This is a genomic window from Aquisphaera insulae (assembly GCF_011064615.1).
In the GTDB taxonomy this organism is placed as follows: Bacteria; Planctomycetota; Planctomycetia; order Isosphaerales; family Isosphaeraceae; genus Aquisphaera; species Aquisphaera insulae.
Window position 1 is genome coordinate 200308 of the sequence record NZ_JAALJH010000004.1, and the last position, 17033, is coordinate 217340.

The following is a 17033-nucleotide window of genomic DNA, read 5'->3' on the forward strand; positions in this document are numbered from 1 at the left end:
CCGGTCATCAACGGGTCCCGGACGACCCACCCGGAGGTACTTTCGAGTGGCGGCCACACCTCGGCCCCCGGGCGAGGGGACGGACCCATCGCCGATGCACGATGCAGGCCACGAGGAACCACCGCGAACATGACCTACGGACGACCGGAACCCTGCGGAGCCGGATCCGGAGCCGGCGAGGCCCCGGCCACCCCTTTCCGTCGCGACATCCCCGACCGGCGGAGGCGACCGACGGGGCCGCTCGACGCCCTGCGGATCTTCGGCCGGCGCGGGCGAGTCCGCCGGGCCCCGGATCGGGTGGGGGCCTACTTCCTGGATCGATTCGACGCGACCACCCTGGCCTTCACCCTGGCGATCCTGGCGTTGAGCCTCATCGACGGCCTGCTGACGATCGAGCTGCTGGACCGCAACGGGGAGGAGATCAACCCCGTGATGCGGCACTTCCTGGGGCACGGCCACGGCCCCTTCCTGATGGCGAAATACTGCCTGACCGCGGCGGGGCTACCGTTCCTGGTCGTCTTCAAGAACTGGCCGTTCTGGGGCACTCGCTTCCGGGTCGGCTACCTGCTGCCGCTGGTCCTGGCCCTTTACGTCGCCCTGCTCACTTATCAGCTCCACCTGCTGCACGGCTGAGGGGCCGGGCATCGGCCGGCAGGAGCAGCCGCATCCCGACGTTCACGCCGCCCGCCTCCGCGAGCATGTCCTGGTTGAGCGCGGCGATCTCGCCGCCGCGGCCCGGATCGCCGAGCCGATCCTGGGCGATGCTCCGGAGCGTCTCCCGGCGACGGACGACGTGGATCACGAGGCCGGCATCGGCCGGGAGGACCTCAGCAGCCTCGGGGGCGGCCGGCGACGGGGTCGATGCGGCCGCGGTCGGCGCGGCGGCCGGCACGCCGGCCGATACCGGGCCGTAGGTCGCCGGCTGGATCGCGGCATCGCGGGTCGCCTGCCTGGCCGGTCGCGGCGCGGACCCGGACTGTGGCTGTGGCTGTGGCTGTGGCCGCGCCGGGGGCCGAGCGGCGGGGACGTCCTGGAGCTGGTCGCGGGGCGGGATCACCAGGCGGGTGCCGGCGCCCAACGCCCCGGGCCAGGCGACCGCGGACCGGTTGGCCCACCAGAGGGGCCGGGCGAGGTTGGACGAGCCGTAATATCGTTCCGAGAGGGAGCCGAAATCCTCCCCCGCGGCGACGACATGCCGCCTGGCGGCGGCGGGTGCGGCGGGAGCGGGAGCGGCGGCCGTCGCGGCCGGCGTGAACGGGACGGGCGTCAGGTCCGGGATGTTCGACCCGGCGTGACGAGGTGCCTCGCGGGCCTCGATCGAGGCCCGCGCCACGCCGGTGTCCGACTTCGGCGGCTTCGAGGGCCGCCCCGTTCGGGCCGCGGCGACGGCCGGGGCCTGGGGTTGATCGGAGGATTCGAGCGTGTCCTTGAGCTCGGCCTTCGAGGCGTCGATCGTCTCCGCTCGCAGGAGCATGGTCCCGGAGAAGAAGGCCTTCTCCATGGACGAGGGGCTCGGCCCGGGCTTGTTCCCGGGCGATGGCGACGCGGGCGTCGGGGCGGGCGCCAACTCCATCTCCGGGGCCGACGGCGAGGCGGCGGCGCCCCGGTCGGGCCGCTTCGGGCCCCCCGCGAGAGGCGTCGCGGCGCCGGCGGCGGTGATCGCCAGGTCCCTCGTGCCCGCGGCCCCGATGGCCCCGGCGGGCGTCCCGGCGCGGCGCCCTCGCGTCCAGGAGGTCCGGGCGGCCGCAGGCGGCGCCGCGGCGGCGACGGAAAGGGGCGACGCCCCCGCGGCCGCCCCCTGCGGCTTGCGGGCCGAAGCCGCCGCCATCTCCTGGCCGGCCGACTCCGGCGACCAGATGTGGGGCGTCAGCAGGACGACCAGTTCCCGCCGCTTGTCCAGCTTGTCCTTGAACCCGAAGAGGTGGCCCACCACCGGCCACCGGCTGAGGCCGGGGAGTCCCTGCGACTGGTAATCGTCCTCGTCTTCCATCAGGCCGCCGATCACCAGCGTCGCCCCGTTGGGGACCATCACGTTGGTCGTCAGCTCCGCCGTGGTCGCGCTCGGGAGGTCATCCACGACCGCCCCCTGGCTCCGCTCCGGGTGGATCTCCAGCCGGACCATGCCGTCGCTGGAGACGAACGGCCGCAGCCTCAGGAGCGTGCCCACGTTCAGGAACTGGACCTGCTGGATCGTGCTGGTGAAGTTCTGCGAGAGGGTCCGGAAGCCCAGCCGCGAGCCGAGCTGGATTTCCGCCCGCTGCTTGTTGAGCACGAGGACCCGCGGGCTGGCCAGGACCTTGGTGCTGCCGACGGTCTCGAGCGCCCGGATGAATCCGGTGATGTTGTTGGAGACGAATCCGTACTTGATCCCGTTGGTCGAGGAGGCGAAGCCCGCGGGGTCCACCGGCGTCCCGGAGGCGATCTTGCCCGCGGCGGTGAGCACCTGCGCCGGGGTGAAGCCGGTGTTGGCGTTCAGGGCCGCCCCCGCGCCGACCACGCCGAGCTGCTGGCCCAGGTTGTCGACGACCGCGAAGTTGACGCCGAGCTGCTGCTCCTTGTCCAGCTCCACGCTGATGATGACCGCCTCGATGAGCACCTGCACCGGCTGGATGTCCAGCCGGGCCACGATCTGGTCGATGATCTTGAGGTTGGACTCGTAATCCTGGATGACCAGCACGTCGTTGCCGGACATCGAGGCACCGCCCGTCGCCGGCTGGGTACCGCGCTGGATCGTCCCGGCGCCGCCGCTGACCACCGCACCGCTGCCGACCCCCCCCGCGCCGACCGCCCCCCCCATCCCGGTCCCCATGCTCCCGCCCGTGGCCAGCGTGGAGGCCTCGCTGACGCCGAACTGGTAGTTGGGGGTGGTCGCGAACCGCTTGCGGCCGACGTCCTCGCTCAGGAAGGGGGTGAGCATCACCATCAGCTCGTCCGCCCGGACGTAGTTCAGGCGGTAGACCTTGGTGATGATCCGCTCCTTCTTCTTGTTCTCGGCATCGTCCTTCAGCTCTTCCCGCGAGTAGATGAAGCGGATGTCCCCCTCGGTCTTCTCGACCAGGTCCGCCAGCTTGAGGACCGACTTGAGCAGGTCCTCGAGCGCGATCTTCTCGAAGTTGGCCGTGATCGTGCCGGAGACCTTGGGCGAGATCAGGATGTTCAGGCCGCCGCGACGGCTCAGGAGCTCCAGCAACTGGCGGACGTCCAGCTCGTTGGTGTGGAGGGTGACCAGCCCGTTGTCCTCGAACCGGACCTCCTGCGGCTGGATCGCGGCATCGGCCTTGCCGCCCTTGGCGTCGAGCTTGTTCCCGCCGTCGGGCCCGGGCCGGGCCGATGTCGGGCTACTCCCCCGCCCCTGCCCGCCCGCGGGTGACAGCGGCAGGGCCGGCGGCAACGGGTCCTTCCCGGTCGATGCAGCCCCCCCAAGCCCCGGAGTCGGCGGGGGCGGAGTCTGCCCGTCCTGGACGGCCGGACCGGACAGGAGCGTCAAGGCCGGTCCCGAGCCCGGCCCCGCGGCAGGCGGGTCGGAGCCGTCGGCTTGTGTCCCGGCACCCAGGCACGGCGTCAGGACAAGGCCGAAGCCCGCCAGCACCGCCCCAATCCCCGTAAAAGCTGTCCGGTTCAAGGGATACAACCCTCGCGATTGCAGTCAAGGTTTCGCCGGCATGCCAACGGGCCGGTCCCCTGGATGGAAGCCGACGTCGCAGGACAGGCCGCGGACCGGGCAAGATATGCAGCGCCCGGCCCCGTCTCTCCCTAGATTCGGCGGCCCAGAAGGGCAAACTTAAGCATTGTTCCGATGATGATGGTCCGTGAAGAATTGCCGGTTATGCCGAAGCGTCAGGATAAACCCCTTGAAGCACCTGGCCAGGCACGCGCACGGCCAGGACACGCGCAAAGGTCCGGCCGCCCTGCGACGGGGCGGCCGGACCTGCCTTGGTTTCCGCGATCCTGGCTTCCGCGACCTCGCCCTTCCCCCTCGACGCGTTTAGAGGGGGAACTGGCCGCCGCCGAAGTAGCTCGGGCCGTAAGGACTGACCACCTGGCCGGGGTAATAGGGCCGGTTCGGGTCGAACGGCGGGGGGATGATCCCCGAGCCCTCGCCGGTGACCGGCGCGGTGAACTCCGGCCGCAGGATGCCGGAATCCTGGCCCGGGCGAAGTCCCTCCCCTTCCAGGGTGATGGGGGGCTCTCCGCCGGCGACCGGCGGCGGGACCGGGGCCGGGTGATTGGACCGGCGGGTCAGGGTCGGCTCCATGGGCATGTAGTCTCGCGGCAGGGTCCCGAAATTCAGGGCCACGCGGCGCAGGACGTCGCGGGACAGGTCCTCGTCGCCGATGTGCGCCGGGCCGAACGTGATCCGCATGTTCGTCATGGCGTTCTGGGGCGTGAGGGTGATCGTCGTGGTACGGCCGTCCGGCGCTTTCGCGGTCATGGCCTTCGCCTCGTCCCCTTCGGGCTCGGCCGGGTGGATGTGCGTGAAGCCCAGGTCGCGGAGGGCCTCGAGCGCCGCGCTCTCGACCTGCGGGAGCGGGAACTGGAAGACCTGGGAAGAGACGCCGCAGAAGTTGTAGAAGGCGTAGTCGCTGGCGGCGACCCCCGGGATGCTCCCCACGGCGCGATACCAGCCGGGGAGGGCGCACCCGCTCACGGTCAGGGTCAGCCCGATCAGCATGGTAGCCGCAATGGCAACGTTCCGGCGCATCACCCCGCCTCGATCGCTCGGATGCCCGCTCGCCGCGCCGCCAATCCATCGGCGGCCCTCGCGCGGGTTGGTCCCTCCTGGTTTCGTCGCGACGGAGGCGCCGGCTTCAATGATTGTGCCGGCCGGGGCGAGACGGCCGGGGCTGACGATCGGCGGGCCCGCCCGGTCAGTTCTGCGGGATGGGCGGGAGCGGTGTGTAGCAGGTCCCCGGCGCGGCGGAGACGGTCCAGTCCGACGCCCCCGACCCCGGGGTGAATGTCACGGTGAAGTCCTTGCCCTGGACCGTGACCCCGTAGGACGTCGTCGCCCGGGGCATGGCCGGAGTCCTGTCCAGGTACAGGATCGCCAGGCCGATCGCGTCGAGCTCGCCGGCGTCCAGGTCGTCGCGCCGCACCCGCGCGGACTCGGCCCGGAGGAAGCTCGCCGTGGTCCGATAGACGGCCGCCCAGAGGCTCAGGAGCAGGACCAGGAAGAGCAGCACGATCGTCAGCGAGGAACCGCGACGAGGACGATGTGCACCGTGGAGGATCCTCATGTCATGTCCGACCTCAGTCCGGCCATTGCACCTGGAAGACGTACACGCCCTGGAAGCTCGGGACGGCCCCGCGGCCCGGCGCGGCCGGGTCGGGCCGGGGATCGGGATACTGGAAGGTCAGGGTGATCTTCGGGCCGCCGGCGCCCGGCTCGACCAGGAAGCCGGCGACGTGCCGGGCGACGGCCACCGGGGCGGTCCCGGGCGTCTGGCTGCGGACGAGCTCGGTGCCGACCTGCTGGTAGGTGACGGTGTACTGGCTCACCTCTCCCAGGCCCGAGAACGTGAGCGTCAGCGCGGCGCCCACGTCGGTCGGCGGGGCCCCCGTGAGCCGGCAGTCGGCGAGCGTCCCCCGCGACCCGCCGCCGTCGGGGGTGAGATAGCCGCCCAGGTCGCGGCAGAGCGCCTCCGCCGCCAGCGATGCCTCCAGGGCCAGCCTGGTGCGGCCGTCGACCTCCGCGGCCGGCCTGGCGAACGCCGCCACGGCCCCGGCCAGGAGCAGCGCCAGGATCCCGCTCAGGACGGTCGCCACGACCATCTCCGCGACCGTGAAGCCCCCCCGGCGGTCCCGCGCCTTCCGCCTCCGGCCGATCGTGCGACAGCGACTGGCGGTCCACACGGGGTCAGGGCCCCCCCTTCGCGCCGACGACCGCCGAGACGCCATTCCGGCCGACGGAGGCGTCGGGCCGGAAGGCCGACAGGGTCAGGGTGCTCGACGAGGGCGTGAAGGTCGCCGCCGCCGGGCTCGTGGCCGGCACGACCTGGGTGCTCGCCTCCCACGCCTCGTGCTGGCTGTCGTAGGCCCACTGGGTGATCCTGGCCCTCCCCGCGAGCTTCCGCGTCCATCGGTTGGTCCAGGGGGTGATCTGGTAGTAGAACAGCGGGCCGGCCGTGGCCGTCTGCAGGCCGCCGTCCTCCACGAACGGGTTCTTGCGCATGGTCACGGACGTGATGCTGTACGGCTTGATCGCGTGATAGACGCTGGAATTCGCCGAGGTCAACGGCTGCTCCCGCTCGAGGTATCGGGCCTGGCGGATCTGCGTGATCACGTACGGGCAGAGCCCGGCCAGCATGACGCCCAGGACCGCGAAGGCGATCTCCATCTCCAGCAGCAGCGACGCCCGCCTCGACCGCCGCGTGGCCTCGCACCGATCGGGATGGCTGGGACCGACTCTCCACATCGCGCCGCCTCAACTCGTCTCACTCGAACCCGACCCGGATGTCCTGCTCGCCGCTTCGCGAGAGCGTCCCGGACACCTTGCCGTCCTGCGTGATCGTCAGGGTGCCCGTCCAGGAGCTGCTGTTGATCCGCGTCGCGGTCACCGCGAACGAGGACGGGTCCGCCGCGGCGACGCCGTAATAGTAGTATGCGTCCGGGCTGGATGGCGCCGCGATGTTGATCGACGGGTCGAGCAGGTCGGAGAGCTGGGTCAGGTCCGCCGTGTAGGTGCGGTTGCGCAGCCAGTAGATCCGCTCGGCCGTCCAGATCGCCCGGAGGTTGGCCCCGGCGACGTCCAGCCGCGACGACTCGAGCGCCCGGCTGAACCTGGGCAGGGCCATGCTCATCAGGATGCCCATGATGACGAGCACCACCATGGACTCGACCAGGGTATAGCCACGGGGGCGGCCCGAGCCCCGGGCCACGGCCTCATCGCGGCTCCCCGCCGCCGGGCGCCTCACTTGACGTTCCCCGCCATCTCGAACATCGGCATGTAGATCGCCAGCATCAGGCCGGCGATCGTGGTGCCCATGAACATGATGATGATGGGCTCCAGCATCTTGGTCACCTTGAGGATCATGGACTCCATCTTTTCCTTGTAGAAGGGGGCGACCTGCTCCATGACCAGGGCGAGCTGGCCGGACTCCTCCCCCACCTGCACCATGTTGGTGAGCATGGGCAGGAAGATGCCCGTCTCTTGCAGCGAGAGGTAAAGCGACTTGCCCGCGGCCACCCGCGAGCCCACCCGCTCGAGGGCGTCGCGATAGAAGGGGTCGTTCTGGAAGATCCCCTTGATCGTGTTCATGGTCTCCATCATCGGCACCCCGCTCTTGAGCAGCAGGGAGAGGTTGGAGGCGAACCGGTACATCGCCATCTGCACCATCAGCTCGCCGATCGTCGGCAGGATCATCAGGCAGCCGCCGACGTAGCGGCGGCCGGCCTCGGTCTTCATGAACTTGCGGAAGGCGACGGCCACGACGACGATCGTGATCACCCCGTAATGGCCGTAGGCGACGATCGCGTTCGAGGCGTCGACCACGTACTGGGTGATCGCCGGCAGCTTGGCCCCCATGTCGTTGAACATCTTGGCGAAGGTGGGGACGACCATCCAGAGCATGACCGTGACGGCGATCACCGCCACGCAGATCAGGACGCACGGATACATGAGCGAACCCTTGACCTTCCGCTTGGTCTCGCGGGAGTCGCGGATCTGCTTGTTCAGCTCGACCAGGACCATCGCCATCTTGCCGGTCACCTCGCCGGTGCGGATCGCCTCGATCCAGGCGAATTCGAAGACCTGCGGATAGGCCGCGGCCGAGGCGTGGAAGGTGCTGCCCGCGGCGACCTTGGCGGTGATCTGCTCGAGGATGGCCCGGAGCTTCACGCTCTCGGTCTGCGCCGTGGCGATCTTGAGCGACTGGAGGAGCGGCGTCCCGGAGCCGACCAGGGTGGAGAGCTGGTGGAAGAAGGCCAGCGTGTCCTCGAGCTTGGCGGCGCGGTGCGGCTTCTTGGAGACCCGGGCGTGTGCCACGACCCATTCATCGAACGGCAAGGCGACCTCCTCGCGCCCCGGCCGGGGCGATCCCACCTGTCGGAAAACTGCTCCCTAGCGGCGGCGCATCCACGCGGTCGACACCCACTCTCAACTCTAGGCCACGCCCGCGGGCGAGGCGTGCGCGTCCTCGTCGCGGGCCCAATCCCCCTCGATCCCGCCTCGATTTGACGGACGCACGGCGTGACCTAGGGTTGCACTGTTCCCGGCGGAAGTCCCCCGGGTGAAGATGTCCTAGAAGGAGAGTGCGACACCATGACCCATCGTCTGCCCTACCCCAAGGCTCGCAAGGGCTTCACCCTGGTCGAGCTCGCCGTCGTGATCGTCATCATCGGCGTGCTGGCCGCCTTCGGCGTCCCCCGCTTCCTCAAGTCGGTGGAGCGGTCGAAGGCCTCGGAAGCCTTCGCCTACCTCGCGGCCGTCCGGTCGTCCCAGGAGCGGTATCTCGCCCAGTACGGCGAGTACTCCTCTGACGTCACCAAGCTGGACATCCAGTATCCCGCCCCGGCCTACTTCGCCGTCGGCGCGATCACGGCGACCCAGAGCACCTGGACCCTCACGCTCACCCGCACCGGCGCATCGGCGGGCTACGGGGCCTACACCGTGACCTTCACGGACCAGGGCTATGACACCGCGAACTCCACCATCAGCACGATGGGCGACATCAATCCGATCAGCAACAACTCGGCCAACTCCAGCGGCGGCAGCGGCGGCGGCGGCTCCTGATCCGCCCCCCCCGTCGTCTCGTCGCACTCCCCCGGAGCGGGCGTCTCATGACGGCCGCCCCGGACCGCCGGCTCACCCGGCCAGGGCGGACGGATCGGATCCGCCCGCCCTTTCTGCTTCACCCGAATCCATCCCGAGAAGGCCCGGGCCGAGCCCGGGCCGGCCGCCGAGCCTGGAGCACCGCGTTGGCCTCCCGCAACTGGCTGCAACATCGGCCCGCCATCGGCCTGGTCATCGGCCAGCAGCAGGTCGCCCTCAGCGTCGTGGCCACCACGCCGAGGGGCCGCCGCGAGGTCGTCCGCGACCTCCGAGAGTATGAGGGCGACGCCCTCCCTGCCGCCGTCCACGACCTGCTCCGGCCGTGGCTCCCCCCGGCCCACTCCAGACACCCCGGGCCCTGGGTCCAGGTCGCCCTGCCGGAGTCTCGGGTCTTCCAGTCCGCCATGGCGATCACCCCCTCCAACCGCCTCTCCTCGCCCCAGAACTTCTTCCTCGAGGCCGTGCAGTCGACCAACCTCAGGGCCGAGGACCGGATCCTCGACCTGATCAAGCTCGACGTCGGGAAGAACCCGCTGGCCTGCCTCTGCGCCTGTCCGCGGGCGCTGGTCGCGGCCCTGGCGGAGATGTTCGGCCAGATGGGGGCCCGGCTGGCCATCCTGGAGCCCTCGCCCGCCGGCCTGATGCGGGCCGCCGCGGCGGTCGCCCCCGCGCCCCGCGGGCGGCAACTGACCATGCGCTTCCTCCTGGGCAAGCGGCGGGCCATCGGCATCGCGGCCGTCGGCGTCCAGCCCCTCTTCTGGCACGGCTTCGACCTCGCCCCCGGCGACGAGACGGCGTCGGTCCTGGCCGCCCACTCCACGCTCTGGATGCTCGGCCGGCACAGCAAGATCGCCGCCCCGGTCGACCGCGTCTATCTCCACGGCCGGCCCGACCTCGAGCTCGCGATCGACCCGGAGAAGTTCCGGAAGCGGACCGGATCCCGGCTCCTCCGCCTCCCGGGGCCGGACCACGACATCGCCTCGGCCGCCATGGGCGTCGCCCTCAACAACCCGCTGACCGAGGCCGACGGGCACAACCTGGCCCGCGAGTTCAAGCCGCCGGTCCCGATCGGCGACATCTTCCCCTGGGCCGAGGTCCTCCTCCAGGGCGCCATGGTCGCGGGCGTCTCCCTGATCCTCCACGCCGCCGCCGCGGACGTCGACACCCGGTATCGAACCGCCCGGGCCGAGGCCGCGGCCTTCACCTGGCTGAAGGACCAGGACCAGTCGAAGCTGGACGCCGAGAAGAAGCTCCTGGAGACGAGGCTCAAGACCCTGGAGGCCTTCCGCCAGTCCCGGCTCGACTGGTCGACCCAGCTCCGGATCATCGCCGAGGACACGCCGGACACCACCATCATCACGTCCCTCGTCGGCGACAACGAGACCGACCTGGGCAGCAAGGGCGGCCTCGGCAAGGGCAAGAAGCAGTTCATCGTCAACTTCGCGACCCCCCTGGGCGCCGACGGCTCGATGCCCGGCGAGATCGACCGGTTCATCTCCGAGCTCCGCGCCGAGCCGGCGATCCTCGGCCATTTCCCCACCATCGAGGTCTCCGGCCTCCGCACCGGCTCGCTCAACAACGACAAGGGTGCGGTGGCCCAGTACAGCGTCGTCTGCCTCCCCGGGGCCGAGGCGACGGGAAAGGGCAGGCCCAGATGACCTCGCCGGAGAAGCCCGCCGGATCATCCGCCGGGCGGCTCATCCTCGGGCAGCTCCGCGACCCGCTGCGGCTCCGCTTCGCGCTGGCCGCGGCGTTGCTGGCGACCTGGTATTTCGGCTTCTACGCCCCGACCACCGACCGGATGACGGCGACCTCGGGCCAGATCGACGGCGAGCGGAAGCGGGCCGCCACCGCCGCCCAGATCGAGGACCTCCGCAAGCGGCTGGCCCCCTTCGACGACCAGGTCCCCCCCCAGGCCGGCCCCAACGAGCTGATCCAGTACGTGATGGCCAAGGTCCGCAGCTCCCCGGTCAAGCTCGTGGACCTGAAGCCGCTGAAGGTGAAGGAGTTGGGCGTCCTCCAGGCCATCGGCCTGCACCTCCAGGTGGAGGCATCCTACGAGGACCTGGACGCCTTCCTCGCCTGGGTCCACAACGACCGCCGACTGCTCCGCATCGACGCGCTCAAGGTCGAGCCGGCCAAGTCCTCGGATCGGCTCGCCATCACCCTCGACCTGCTCAGCCTGGCCGACGCCTCGCCGGGCAAGGACAGGCCGGGCGCGGGCAAGCCGGCGGCCGCGGGCCCATCCACGGTCGCGGCGACCGGATCGGGGGTGAAATCATGAGCAGTCGGGCCCTCCTGCGACTGACCCCGACCCTCCTGATCATGGCCGCGATGGGCTATGCCGCCTACGCGATCTCCGCCGCCCCGGCGCCCGCGTTCTCGCCGCCGGCCGCGGCCCCCGCCGCCCCCCCGCCGAAGGCCGCCGGTGCGGTCGCCGAGGCGCCGATCCCGGACCGGGGCCGCAACCCCTTCACCGTGGTGGTCCGGGTCGATCCGGAGAATGGCGACGGACGCCCGGCCGGCGCGGACGGCGCCGCCGACCCGCTGATGGCGACGGTCCGCGGCCTGACGCTGAACGCCACCTTCGTCCAGGGGCGCACCCAGCTCGCCTCGATCAACGGCCGGCTCTATCGCCAGGGCCAGCGGATCAACGGCCCGGACGACGCGGAGACGCCGCTCGCCGTCGCCCAGGTCGGGCCCGCCCACGTCGTCCTCGTCGCCGGCGGCACCCGCTACACCCTCGGGTATCCGGAGGACCTCTCCGCCCCCAACCCGGCCGCCGCCTCGGCCCCTCGCGGCGCCGCGTCGGCGCCGCCCCGCGGCCGCGCGGCCGCCCCCCGCGCGGGCTCTCGCGGCGGCCCCGTGATCCCCGGCGCCGGCCCCGGACCGCCCCGGACCGGAGCGGCGCCTCCGCGACGCTGACGATCGCCCCCGGGCTCCTCCGTAGGGAATCGCAACCGATCAAGGTAGAGCACGACCTTCATGAGCACCGCCCTCGACAGCACCGGCGTCCAGCCCCTGATCCTGGAACTCCTCTCTCGCAGCGAGCGGTTCGACCTCAAGCACGTCGAGACCCTGGGCGAGATCGTGGAGAAGGCCGGCCCGGGCCATCTGCCGGAAGTCACCCTGATCCGCGGCGGCCACATCGCCGACCGGGAGGTCGCCGACATCTATGCCGACGACCTCTTCCTCCCCCGCGCCCCCCAGCTCGCCGACCCCTCGGCCATCGACAAGGAGCTCGCCAGCCTCCTCCCGGAGAAGCTCTGCACCGACAAGTACCTCTGCCCGGTCGGCCTCCGCGAGGATGTCCTCGACGTCGCCTTCGTCTCGCCCGAGTCCATGGGGGTCGTCGACGAGCTCCAGCTCCTGACCGGCTTCCGGATCAACCCGCTCATCGCCCCCCTCTCCCAGGTGGAGGCGCATCTCGAGGTCCTCTACCGCGCCAACCGCGAGAGCAAAGCCATCGGCGAGGGGGGCAGCGACTTCCTCGACGACGGCCCCCGCGAGGCCGAGGGCGACGAGAACATCCTCAACCTGGACACGCCCCCGCCCAACGACGAGAACGGCCGGATCGTCCGCCTGGTCAACCAGCTCCTGGAGCAGGCCCTCCGCAACGGCGCCAGCGACATCCACATGGAGCCCTTCGAGGACGGCAGCAAGTTCCGGCTCCGGATCGACGGCATCCTCCACGAGCTCCCCTCGCCGTCGAAGTCGGTCTTCGTCATGCTCCTCTCCCGCCTCAAAGTGCTGGCCAAGATGGACATCGCCGAGAAGCGGATCCCCCAGGACGGCGCGATCGGCCTGAAGTCCGGCGACAAGCGGGTGGACCTCCGCGTCAACACCGTGCCGACCGTCCACGGCGAGAAGATGGTCATGCGAATCCTCGACAAGGCGGCGATCCCGCTCGACCTGACCAACCTCGGCCTGGACGAACGCCAGTCCATCGACCTCATGGAGTCGATCCGCTCCCCCCACGGCCTGGCGCTGGTGACCGGCCCGACCGGCAGCGGCAAGTCCACCACGCTCTATGCCTGCCTCAACCTCCTCAACGAGCCGAGGCACAACATCTGCACCGTGGAGGACCCGGTCGAGTACAAGTTCAAGGGGATGAACCAGGTCCAGGTGAAGAGCCAGGTCGGCCTGACGTTCAGCTCCGCCCTGCGGGCCTTCCTGCGGCAGGATCCGGACATCATCATGGTCGGCGAGGTCCGCGACCAGGAGACCGCCGAGATCTGCCTCCGCGCCGCGCTCACGGGCCACTTCGTGCTCTCGACGATCCACACCAATGACGCCCTCTCCGCCGTGACCCGCCTCCAGGACATGGGCATCGAGCCGTTCCTGCTGTCGTGCACCCTCCGCGTGCTCGAGGCCCAGCGGCTGGTCCGCCGCCTCTGCCCGAAATGCAAGGAGCCCTACGAGGTCGACGACCAGCTCGCCGAGCGCCACGGGCTGACCCCCGGCGACGTGATCTACCGCCCCAAGGGCTGCCTCCAGTGCCGCCGGATGGGCTACCGCGGCCGCGTCGGCGTCTTCGAGATCATCCGCATCACCCCGCGGCTGACCCAGCTCATCCAGAAGCGGACCCCGCTGGACCAGCTCCGCAAGGCCGCCCGCGAGGAGGGCATGAAGATGCTCTACGACTGCGCCATCGACAAGGTCCGCCAGGGCTTCACCAGCCTCGAGGCCGCCCTCAGCGTCACCATGGCCGAGGAGGAATAAGCCCTCGCCCCGGCGGACCCGGCTTGGGTTCGCTCGTCACCTTGACGACCGAACCCATCGCGACGTTACCATATTCCATTTAACGACTTGCGCCATGAAACCGCCTCGTTCGTGGGCCCGGTTTTCCCATCTTCCGCCGGCCCGCGTCGTCTCCCCGCGGGCCGGCGGAACCCCATTCCTGATCCCGAAACCGGATTGCCAAGGAGCCGCGTCGAGGCTCTGCGCTTCGCGCGCAATTGCCCCCCTCTCCTAATAATCCTCAAATACGGTCCGTCGGTTTCACGCCAGCGAACGGATTTCGCGCGATCGCGCGGAAAAGCCGACATCGGATCGCCGGGCCTGGGCGCTCCGCTCCGGGTTAGCTCGCCTTAAAGTGGAGCCATCGACGGCCAACGGCCCCACAGGGCGAAAGGCTCACGGCAGCCATGCGATTCCCCCGGATATCGACCCGAGGACTGATGATGGCCGTCGCGGCCGTCGCCGTTCTGTCTTACGCCGCCCGCATCGCCGACTCGATCGAGTACGACTGGCCGTGCCGATGGCTCCAGCACGAGTGGCGGTGCTGCGAGGCGTGTCGTCCCTCGATTCAAGGATCATCTCATGCGTAAACCCTCCCGGATGATGCCGCCATCTCGATCGGCCCCGATGACCTGGCAGGAAACACTCGGCTGCTCGACCACCTGCGCGGTGATCTTCGCTGGACTGGCCTTCCTCTGCCCGGTCATCCTGATCATCGCCCCCGCCATCGTCGTGATCGCCGGGCTTTTCCTCACCGCCATGGGAAGGATCCTCGACGACCGGCTCTCTCGGCTCGCGGCCGAGCGGCCCGGGGAATCGATCTGCACATTCGCTCGGTCGTTCGACTATCGGACGATCGACACCTGGGTGATCCGCGCCGTCTTCGAGGGGCTCCAACCCTGCTGCCGGTTCCGTCACGGCGTGCTGTCGCTCCGCGCCGACGACGATTTCGACAAGGTCCTCTCCATCGACGACGAGGACCTGGAAGACCTGGTCGTCGAGACGGCCCGTCGTGCCGGGCGATCTTTCGATGACTACGAGAAGAACCCCTTCTACGGGTCCATCCGGACGCCCCGCGATCTCGTCCATTTCCTCGTGAACCAGCCGCGGGTCGCATCCGGTTGAAGGCGTCGATTCTCGGGGGCTCTTCTCCTGCCCCGGGATCCCGGTCCGTGATAGAATCACGGTCGGCCGAATGGCGATACGGATCATTGAGGGTGAGCTTCCATGTCCCGATGTCTGTGGACGTCTCCCCGGCTGCATGCACGACCAGGAGGGCTGCGTGAGCACCAGCTCCACCGAAACACCGCTCGTCGTATCCACTGACGGGACTGCCGGCCCCTATGTCATCGTCGCTGCGGATCGGGTCGACTCCGTCGTCAAGGCGCTCCGGGATGGTCACATCTCGGTAGCATCGGAAGGGGAAGCCGTGATCCTTGATGGCCGACCGGCTTTCGTGGTCATCGACCTCGGACCGGATTCGGATATCAAGCGGGCCCAGGCAATCCTTGACGAGATCGGCGGCGGGCCCCAGGTGTCGGGACCCGACCGGCGGGCCCCCGACACCCCCCTCGAGATGATCATCAAGGGGCCGGCCGCGGAGATGGAGGCATTGAACCGGAGGATCGAATCCGGGTCGCCCACGGGCTGGGACCGGCGCAAAGACCTCGAGTTTCGGGCGAGGAAACTGAGGGCACGCGGGGCTGGTGCTTACTGCTTCTCCAGGAAGCTGGGCCCGGACGATCCGGAGTTTGCCATCTGGCTGGAACCCCGCGGGGCCGGCGAGATCTACGTATCGTCGATCGTCCCGCTCGGAGCCGGCCAAGCCTATAGTATCGATCGGCACAACGCGATCCTGGAGGACTTCGAGGAGACATTCGTCGGGCCGATGACTCAAGGGCTCAAGGCTCGCCCGATTCTCTACGATCCCCCACGTGGACCGTCGCTCGAGGATCTGCTGCCGGTCGAGACCATGAGCCGGCTGGCGGGCTTCTCCGACGCCGCCAACAAGAACGCCTTGCATCCCCTCGACATCCTGAGATGGAACGAATTCGTCGCCGCGTCGCATGCGGATGATGCGGTGGTTGATGGACCCATGCTCTCCGATTGGCTCGCAGGCCAGGGCTGGCAGGAACCCGAGAGGCGAAGGCTCGTCGAGGACTATCAGCGGGGACGCGCCTTGCTCAGCATCTACGACGAGGCGCGGGCGGAGCGATGAAGAGCATCGAGGCCCTCGCGTCCGAGCTCATCGCTGCCCCGAAGCCGCTCCTTTGCCTGGATACCTGCGTGTTTCTGGATGTCATCACCGCCGGTAACCGGGGGGGCGTCGATCTCATCGAGGTAACTCGGCGACTCTCCGACATCCTGGTCAACACGCCCGATCGACTCCGGCTCATCGTGACATCGCTGGTCGTGTGGGAATGGCTCCAGCGTCGCGAGGAAGTCCGCAACGAGCTGGAGAAATGGCTCAGGAAGACCGACGACCAGATTCCGGAGATCCATCGATCCTGGGAGCGTCTGGGCCGCCCCCTGGCGACCCTCCGACCGAGTTAGAACGACCCGGACCTCGTCGATCGCCTGACCAAGCTGGCGGAGTCGCTCCTCCGCGGTTCCACCGTCCTCCGCGAGGATCCGGCCTGTGTCTTGCGTGCGCTCCAGCGCGTGAAGCGGAAGCAGAGGCCGTCTCACAATACGCAGATCAAGGACTCGATCCACCTGGAGACGTACCTCGAATTGTCTCGTCGCCTCACCGCCGCGAATTACCCCCAACCGATCCTGTTTACGAGCACAAACAGCGCGGATTTCTGGAAAGACAAGAGCTCTGCAGAACAGCCTCATGCCGAACTGGCCGACGAGCTAGCAGCGGCTGGGCTCACATTCCTCGGCAGGTTGCCCCTTGCCCTGCGATACCTCGGACTCCTCGGGCCGACCTCCTCACACGACTCGCCACGGTCTCCCCCCACCTGAATCTGCGAAACGCTCGGGCTCCGCGACTCGACTCAAGAGGGGCGAACCGCCCCTCATCCGCCTTCCATCTCGGTAGAGGCCCCTGCCACCGCCGTGCCCATGACTGATCCCGAGTCGAGGCGTTTACGTCGCCGATACACCCGAGTTGTCGGATGACGGCCGTTCATCTGCTCGATGCTCCATGGCAGATCGTTCTGGCCCCTCCGACCCATCTCCGGTCCGTCGCCGGACGAGCTTTTGCTCATCGTGGGCCCGGCAGAAGAGGTCGCCGAGACCGACCAGTTCCTTCGGCGATTCCAGGGAGCGGCAGGTCCAGCCTTGCTGGGGTGTCATCATGGGGAAGTCATTGCCGAGCGGCCGCCCCGACGACTTCGCCGCCGGCACCCTCGTCGTCTGGGACGTCGACCCGATCGCACGTCACGTCCACGCCTACCACGCCGAGGATCGCGATCATCCGACGACCTACCTCCCCGGCCAGGAAGCCGACGCCGAGCCGGCCGTCCCCGGTTGGCGGATCGCCGTGGATCGCCTCTTCCCCTGAGCACCGACGCGAGGA

At 69.5% G+C, this 17033-nt stretch carries 17 protein-coding genes; 10 read left to right on the forward strand and 7 right to left on the reverse strand.

What is annotated here, in order from left to right:
- The first annotated feature begins 129 nt into the window (after window positions 1-129).
- On the forward strand, window positions 130-633 hold the full coding sequence (locus tag G6O54_RS04215; RefSeq protein ID WP_165220463.1) for a DUF5658 family protein: 504 nt from the start codon (window positions 130-132) through the stop codon (window positions 631-633).
- On the opposite strand, the gene G6O54_RS04220 is transcribed toward G6O54_RS04215, so the two are convergent.
- From G6O54_RS04220 to G6O54_RS04250, 7 genes are all read right to left on the reverse strand, one after another.
- Window positions 602-3622, reverse strand: coding sequence for a secretin GspD/PilQ domain-containing protein (locus G6O54_RS04220; protein WP_165220465.1), 3021 nt, complete (start codon window positions 3620-3622; stop codon window positions 602-604). The genes G6O54_RS04215 and G6O54_RS04220 overlap by 32 nt on opposite strands.
- A 363-nt stretch (window positions 3623-3985) precedes the next feature.
- Window positions 3986-4702, reverse strand: coding sequence for a DUF3568 family protein (locus G6O54_RS04225; RefSeq protein ID WP_165220467.1), 717 nt, complete (start codon window positions 4700-4702; stop codon window positions 3986-3988).
- Window positions 4703-4868: 166 nt separating this feature from the next.
- Window positions 4869-5237: a hypothetical protein gene (locus tag G6O54_RS04230; RefSeq protein WP_165220469.1), complete on the reverse strand. Its 369-nt coding sequence runs from the start codon at window positions 5235-5237 to the stop codon at window positions 4869-4871.
- 13 nt (window positions 5238-5250) lie between these two features.
- Window positions 5251-5853: a hypothetical protein gene (locus tag G6O54_RS04235; protein WP_165220472.1), complete on the reverse strand. Its 603-nt coding sequence runs from the start codon at window positions 5851-5853 to the stop codon at window positions 5251-5253.
- A gap of 4 nt (window positions 5854-5857) precedes the next feature.
- Window positions 5858-6415: a hypothetical protein gene (locus tag G6O54_RS04240; RefSeq protein WP_165220475.1), complete on the reverse strand. Its 558-nt coding sequence runs from the start codon at window positions 6413-6415 to the stop codon at window positions 5858-5860.
- Between the two features lie 19 nt (window positions 6416-6434).
- Window positions 6435-6914, reverse strand: a complete 480-nt coding sequence (locus G6O54_RS04245) for a type IV pilin protein (protein ID WP_165220478.1) — start codon at window positions 6912-6914, stop codon at window positions 6435-6437.
- Window positions 6911-8005 carry a type II secretion system F family protein gene (locus tag G6O54_RS04250; protein WP_165220481.1) on the reverse strand — a complete coding sequence of 365 codons (1095 nt, stop codon included), beginning with the start codon at window positions 8003-8005 and terminating at the stop codon, window positions 6911-6913. The genes G6O54_RS04245 and G6O54_RS04250 overlap by 4 nt, the downstream gene beginning before the upstream one ends.
- A 255-nt stretch (window positions 8006-8260) precedes the next feature.
- Between G6O54_RS04250 and G6O54_RS04255 the strand changes: the two genes are divergently transcribed.
- The 9 genes from G6O54_RS04255 (at window position 8261) to G6O54_RS04295 (ending at window position 17018) form a co-directional block, all read left to right on the forward strand.
- The gene (locus G6O54_RS04255; RefSeq protein WP_165220484.1) at window positions 8261-8731 is read left to right on the forward strand and encodes a type IV pilin protein; all 471 of its coding nucleotides are present in this window, start codon (window positions 8261-8263) and stop codon (window positions 8729-8731) included.
- A gap of 185 nt (window positions 8732-8916) precedes the next feature.
- On the forward strand, window positions 8917-10428 hold the full coding sequence (locus tag G6O54_RS04260) for a hypothetical protein (protein WP_165220487.1): 1512 nt from the start codon (window positions 8917-8919) through the stop codon (window positions 10426-10428).
- Complete coding sequence (locus G6O54_RS04265) at window positions 10425-11054, forward strand: GspMb/PilO family protein (RefSeq protein ID WP_165220490.1); 630 nt, start codon at window positions 10425-10427, stop codon at window positions 11052-11054. Before G6O54_RS04260 ends, G6O54_RS04265 begins: the two co-directional genes overlap by 4 nt.
- Window positions 11051-11695, forward strand: coding sequence for a hypothetical protein (locus tag G6O54_RS04270; protein WP_165220493.1), 645 nt, complete (start codon window positions 11051-11053; stop codon window positions 11693-11695). Before G6O54_RS04265 ends, G6O54_RS04270 begins: the two co-directional genes overlap by 4 nt.
- A gap of 60 nt (window positions 11696-11755) precedes the next feature.
- Window positions 11756-13492: a GspE/PulE family protein gene (locus G6O54_RS04275; protein ID WP_165220496.1), complete on the forward strand. Its 1737-nt coding sequence runs from the start codon at window positions 11756-11758 to the stop codon at window positions 13490-13492.
- Window positions 13493-14092: 600 nt separating this feature from the next.
- Window positions 14093-14635: a hypothetical protein gene (locus G6O54_RS04280; protein WP_165220499.1), complete on the forward strand. Its 543-nt coding sequence runs from the start codon at window positions 14093-14095 to the stop codon at window positions 14633-14635.
- A gap of 157 nt (window positions 14636-14792) precedes the next feature.
- Window positions 14793-15728, forward strand: coding sequence for a hypothetical protein (locus G6O54_RS04285; RefSeq protein ID WP_165220502.1), 936 nt, complete (start codon window positions 14793-14795; stop codon window positions 15726-15728).
- Complete coding sequence (locus tag G6O54_RS04290) at window positions 15725-16063, forward strand: hypothetical protein (RefSeq protein ID WP_165220505.1); 339 nt, start codon at window positions 15725-15727, stop codon at window positions 16061-16063. Before G6O54_RS04285 ends, G6O54_RS04290 begins: the two co-directional genes overlap by 4 nt.
- A gap of 748 nt (window positions 16064-16811) precedes the next feature.
- Window positions 16812-17018 (forward strand): PDDEXK family nuclease, encoded by a 207-nt coding sequence (locus tag G6O54_RS04295; RefSeq protein ID WP_165220508.1) that lies wholly within the window; start codon window positions 16812-16814, stop codon window positions 17016-17018.
- Window positions 17019-17033 lie beyond the last annotated feature (15 nt).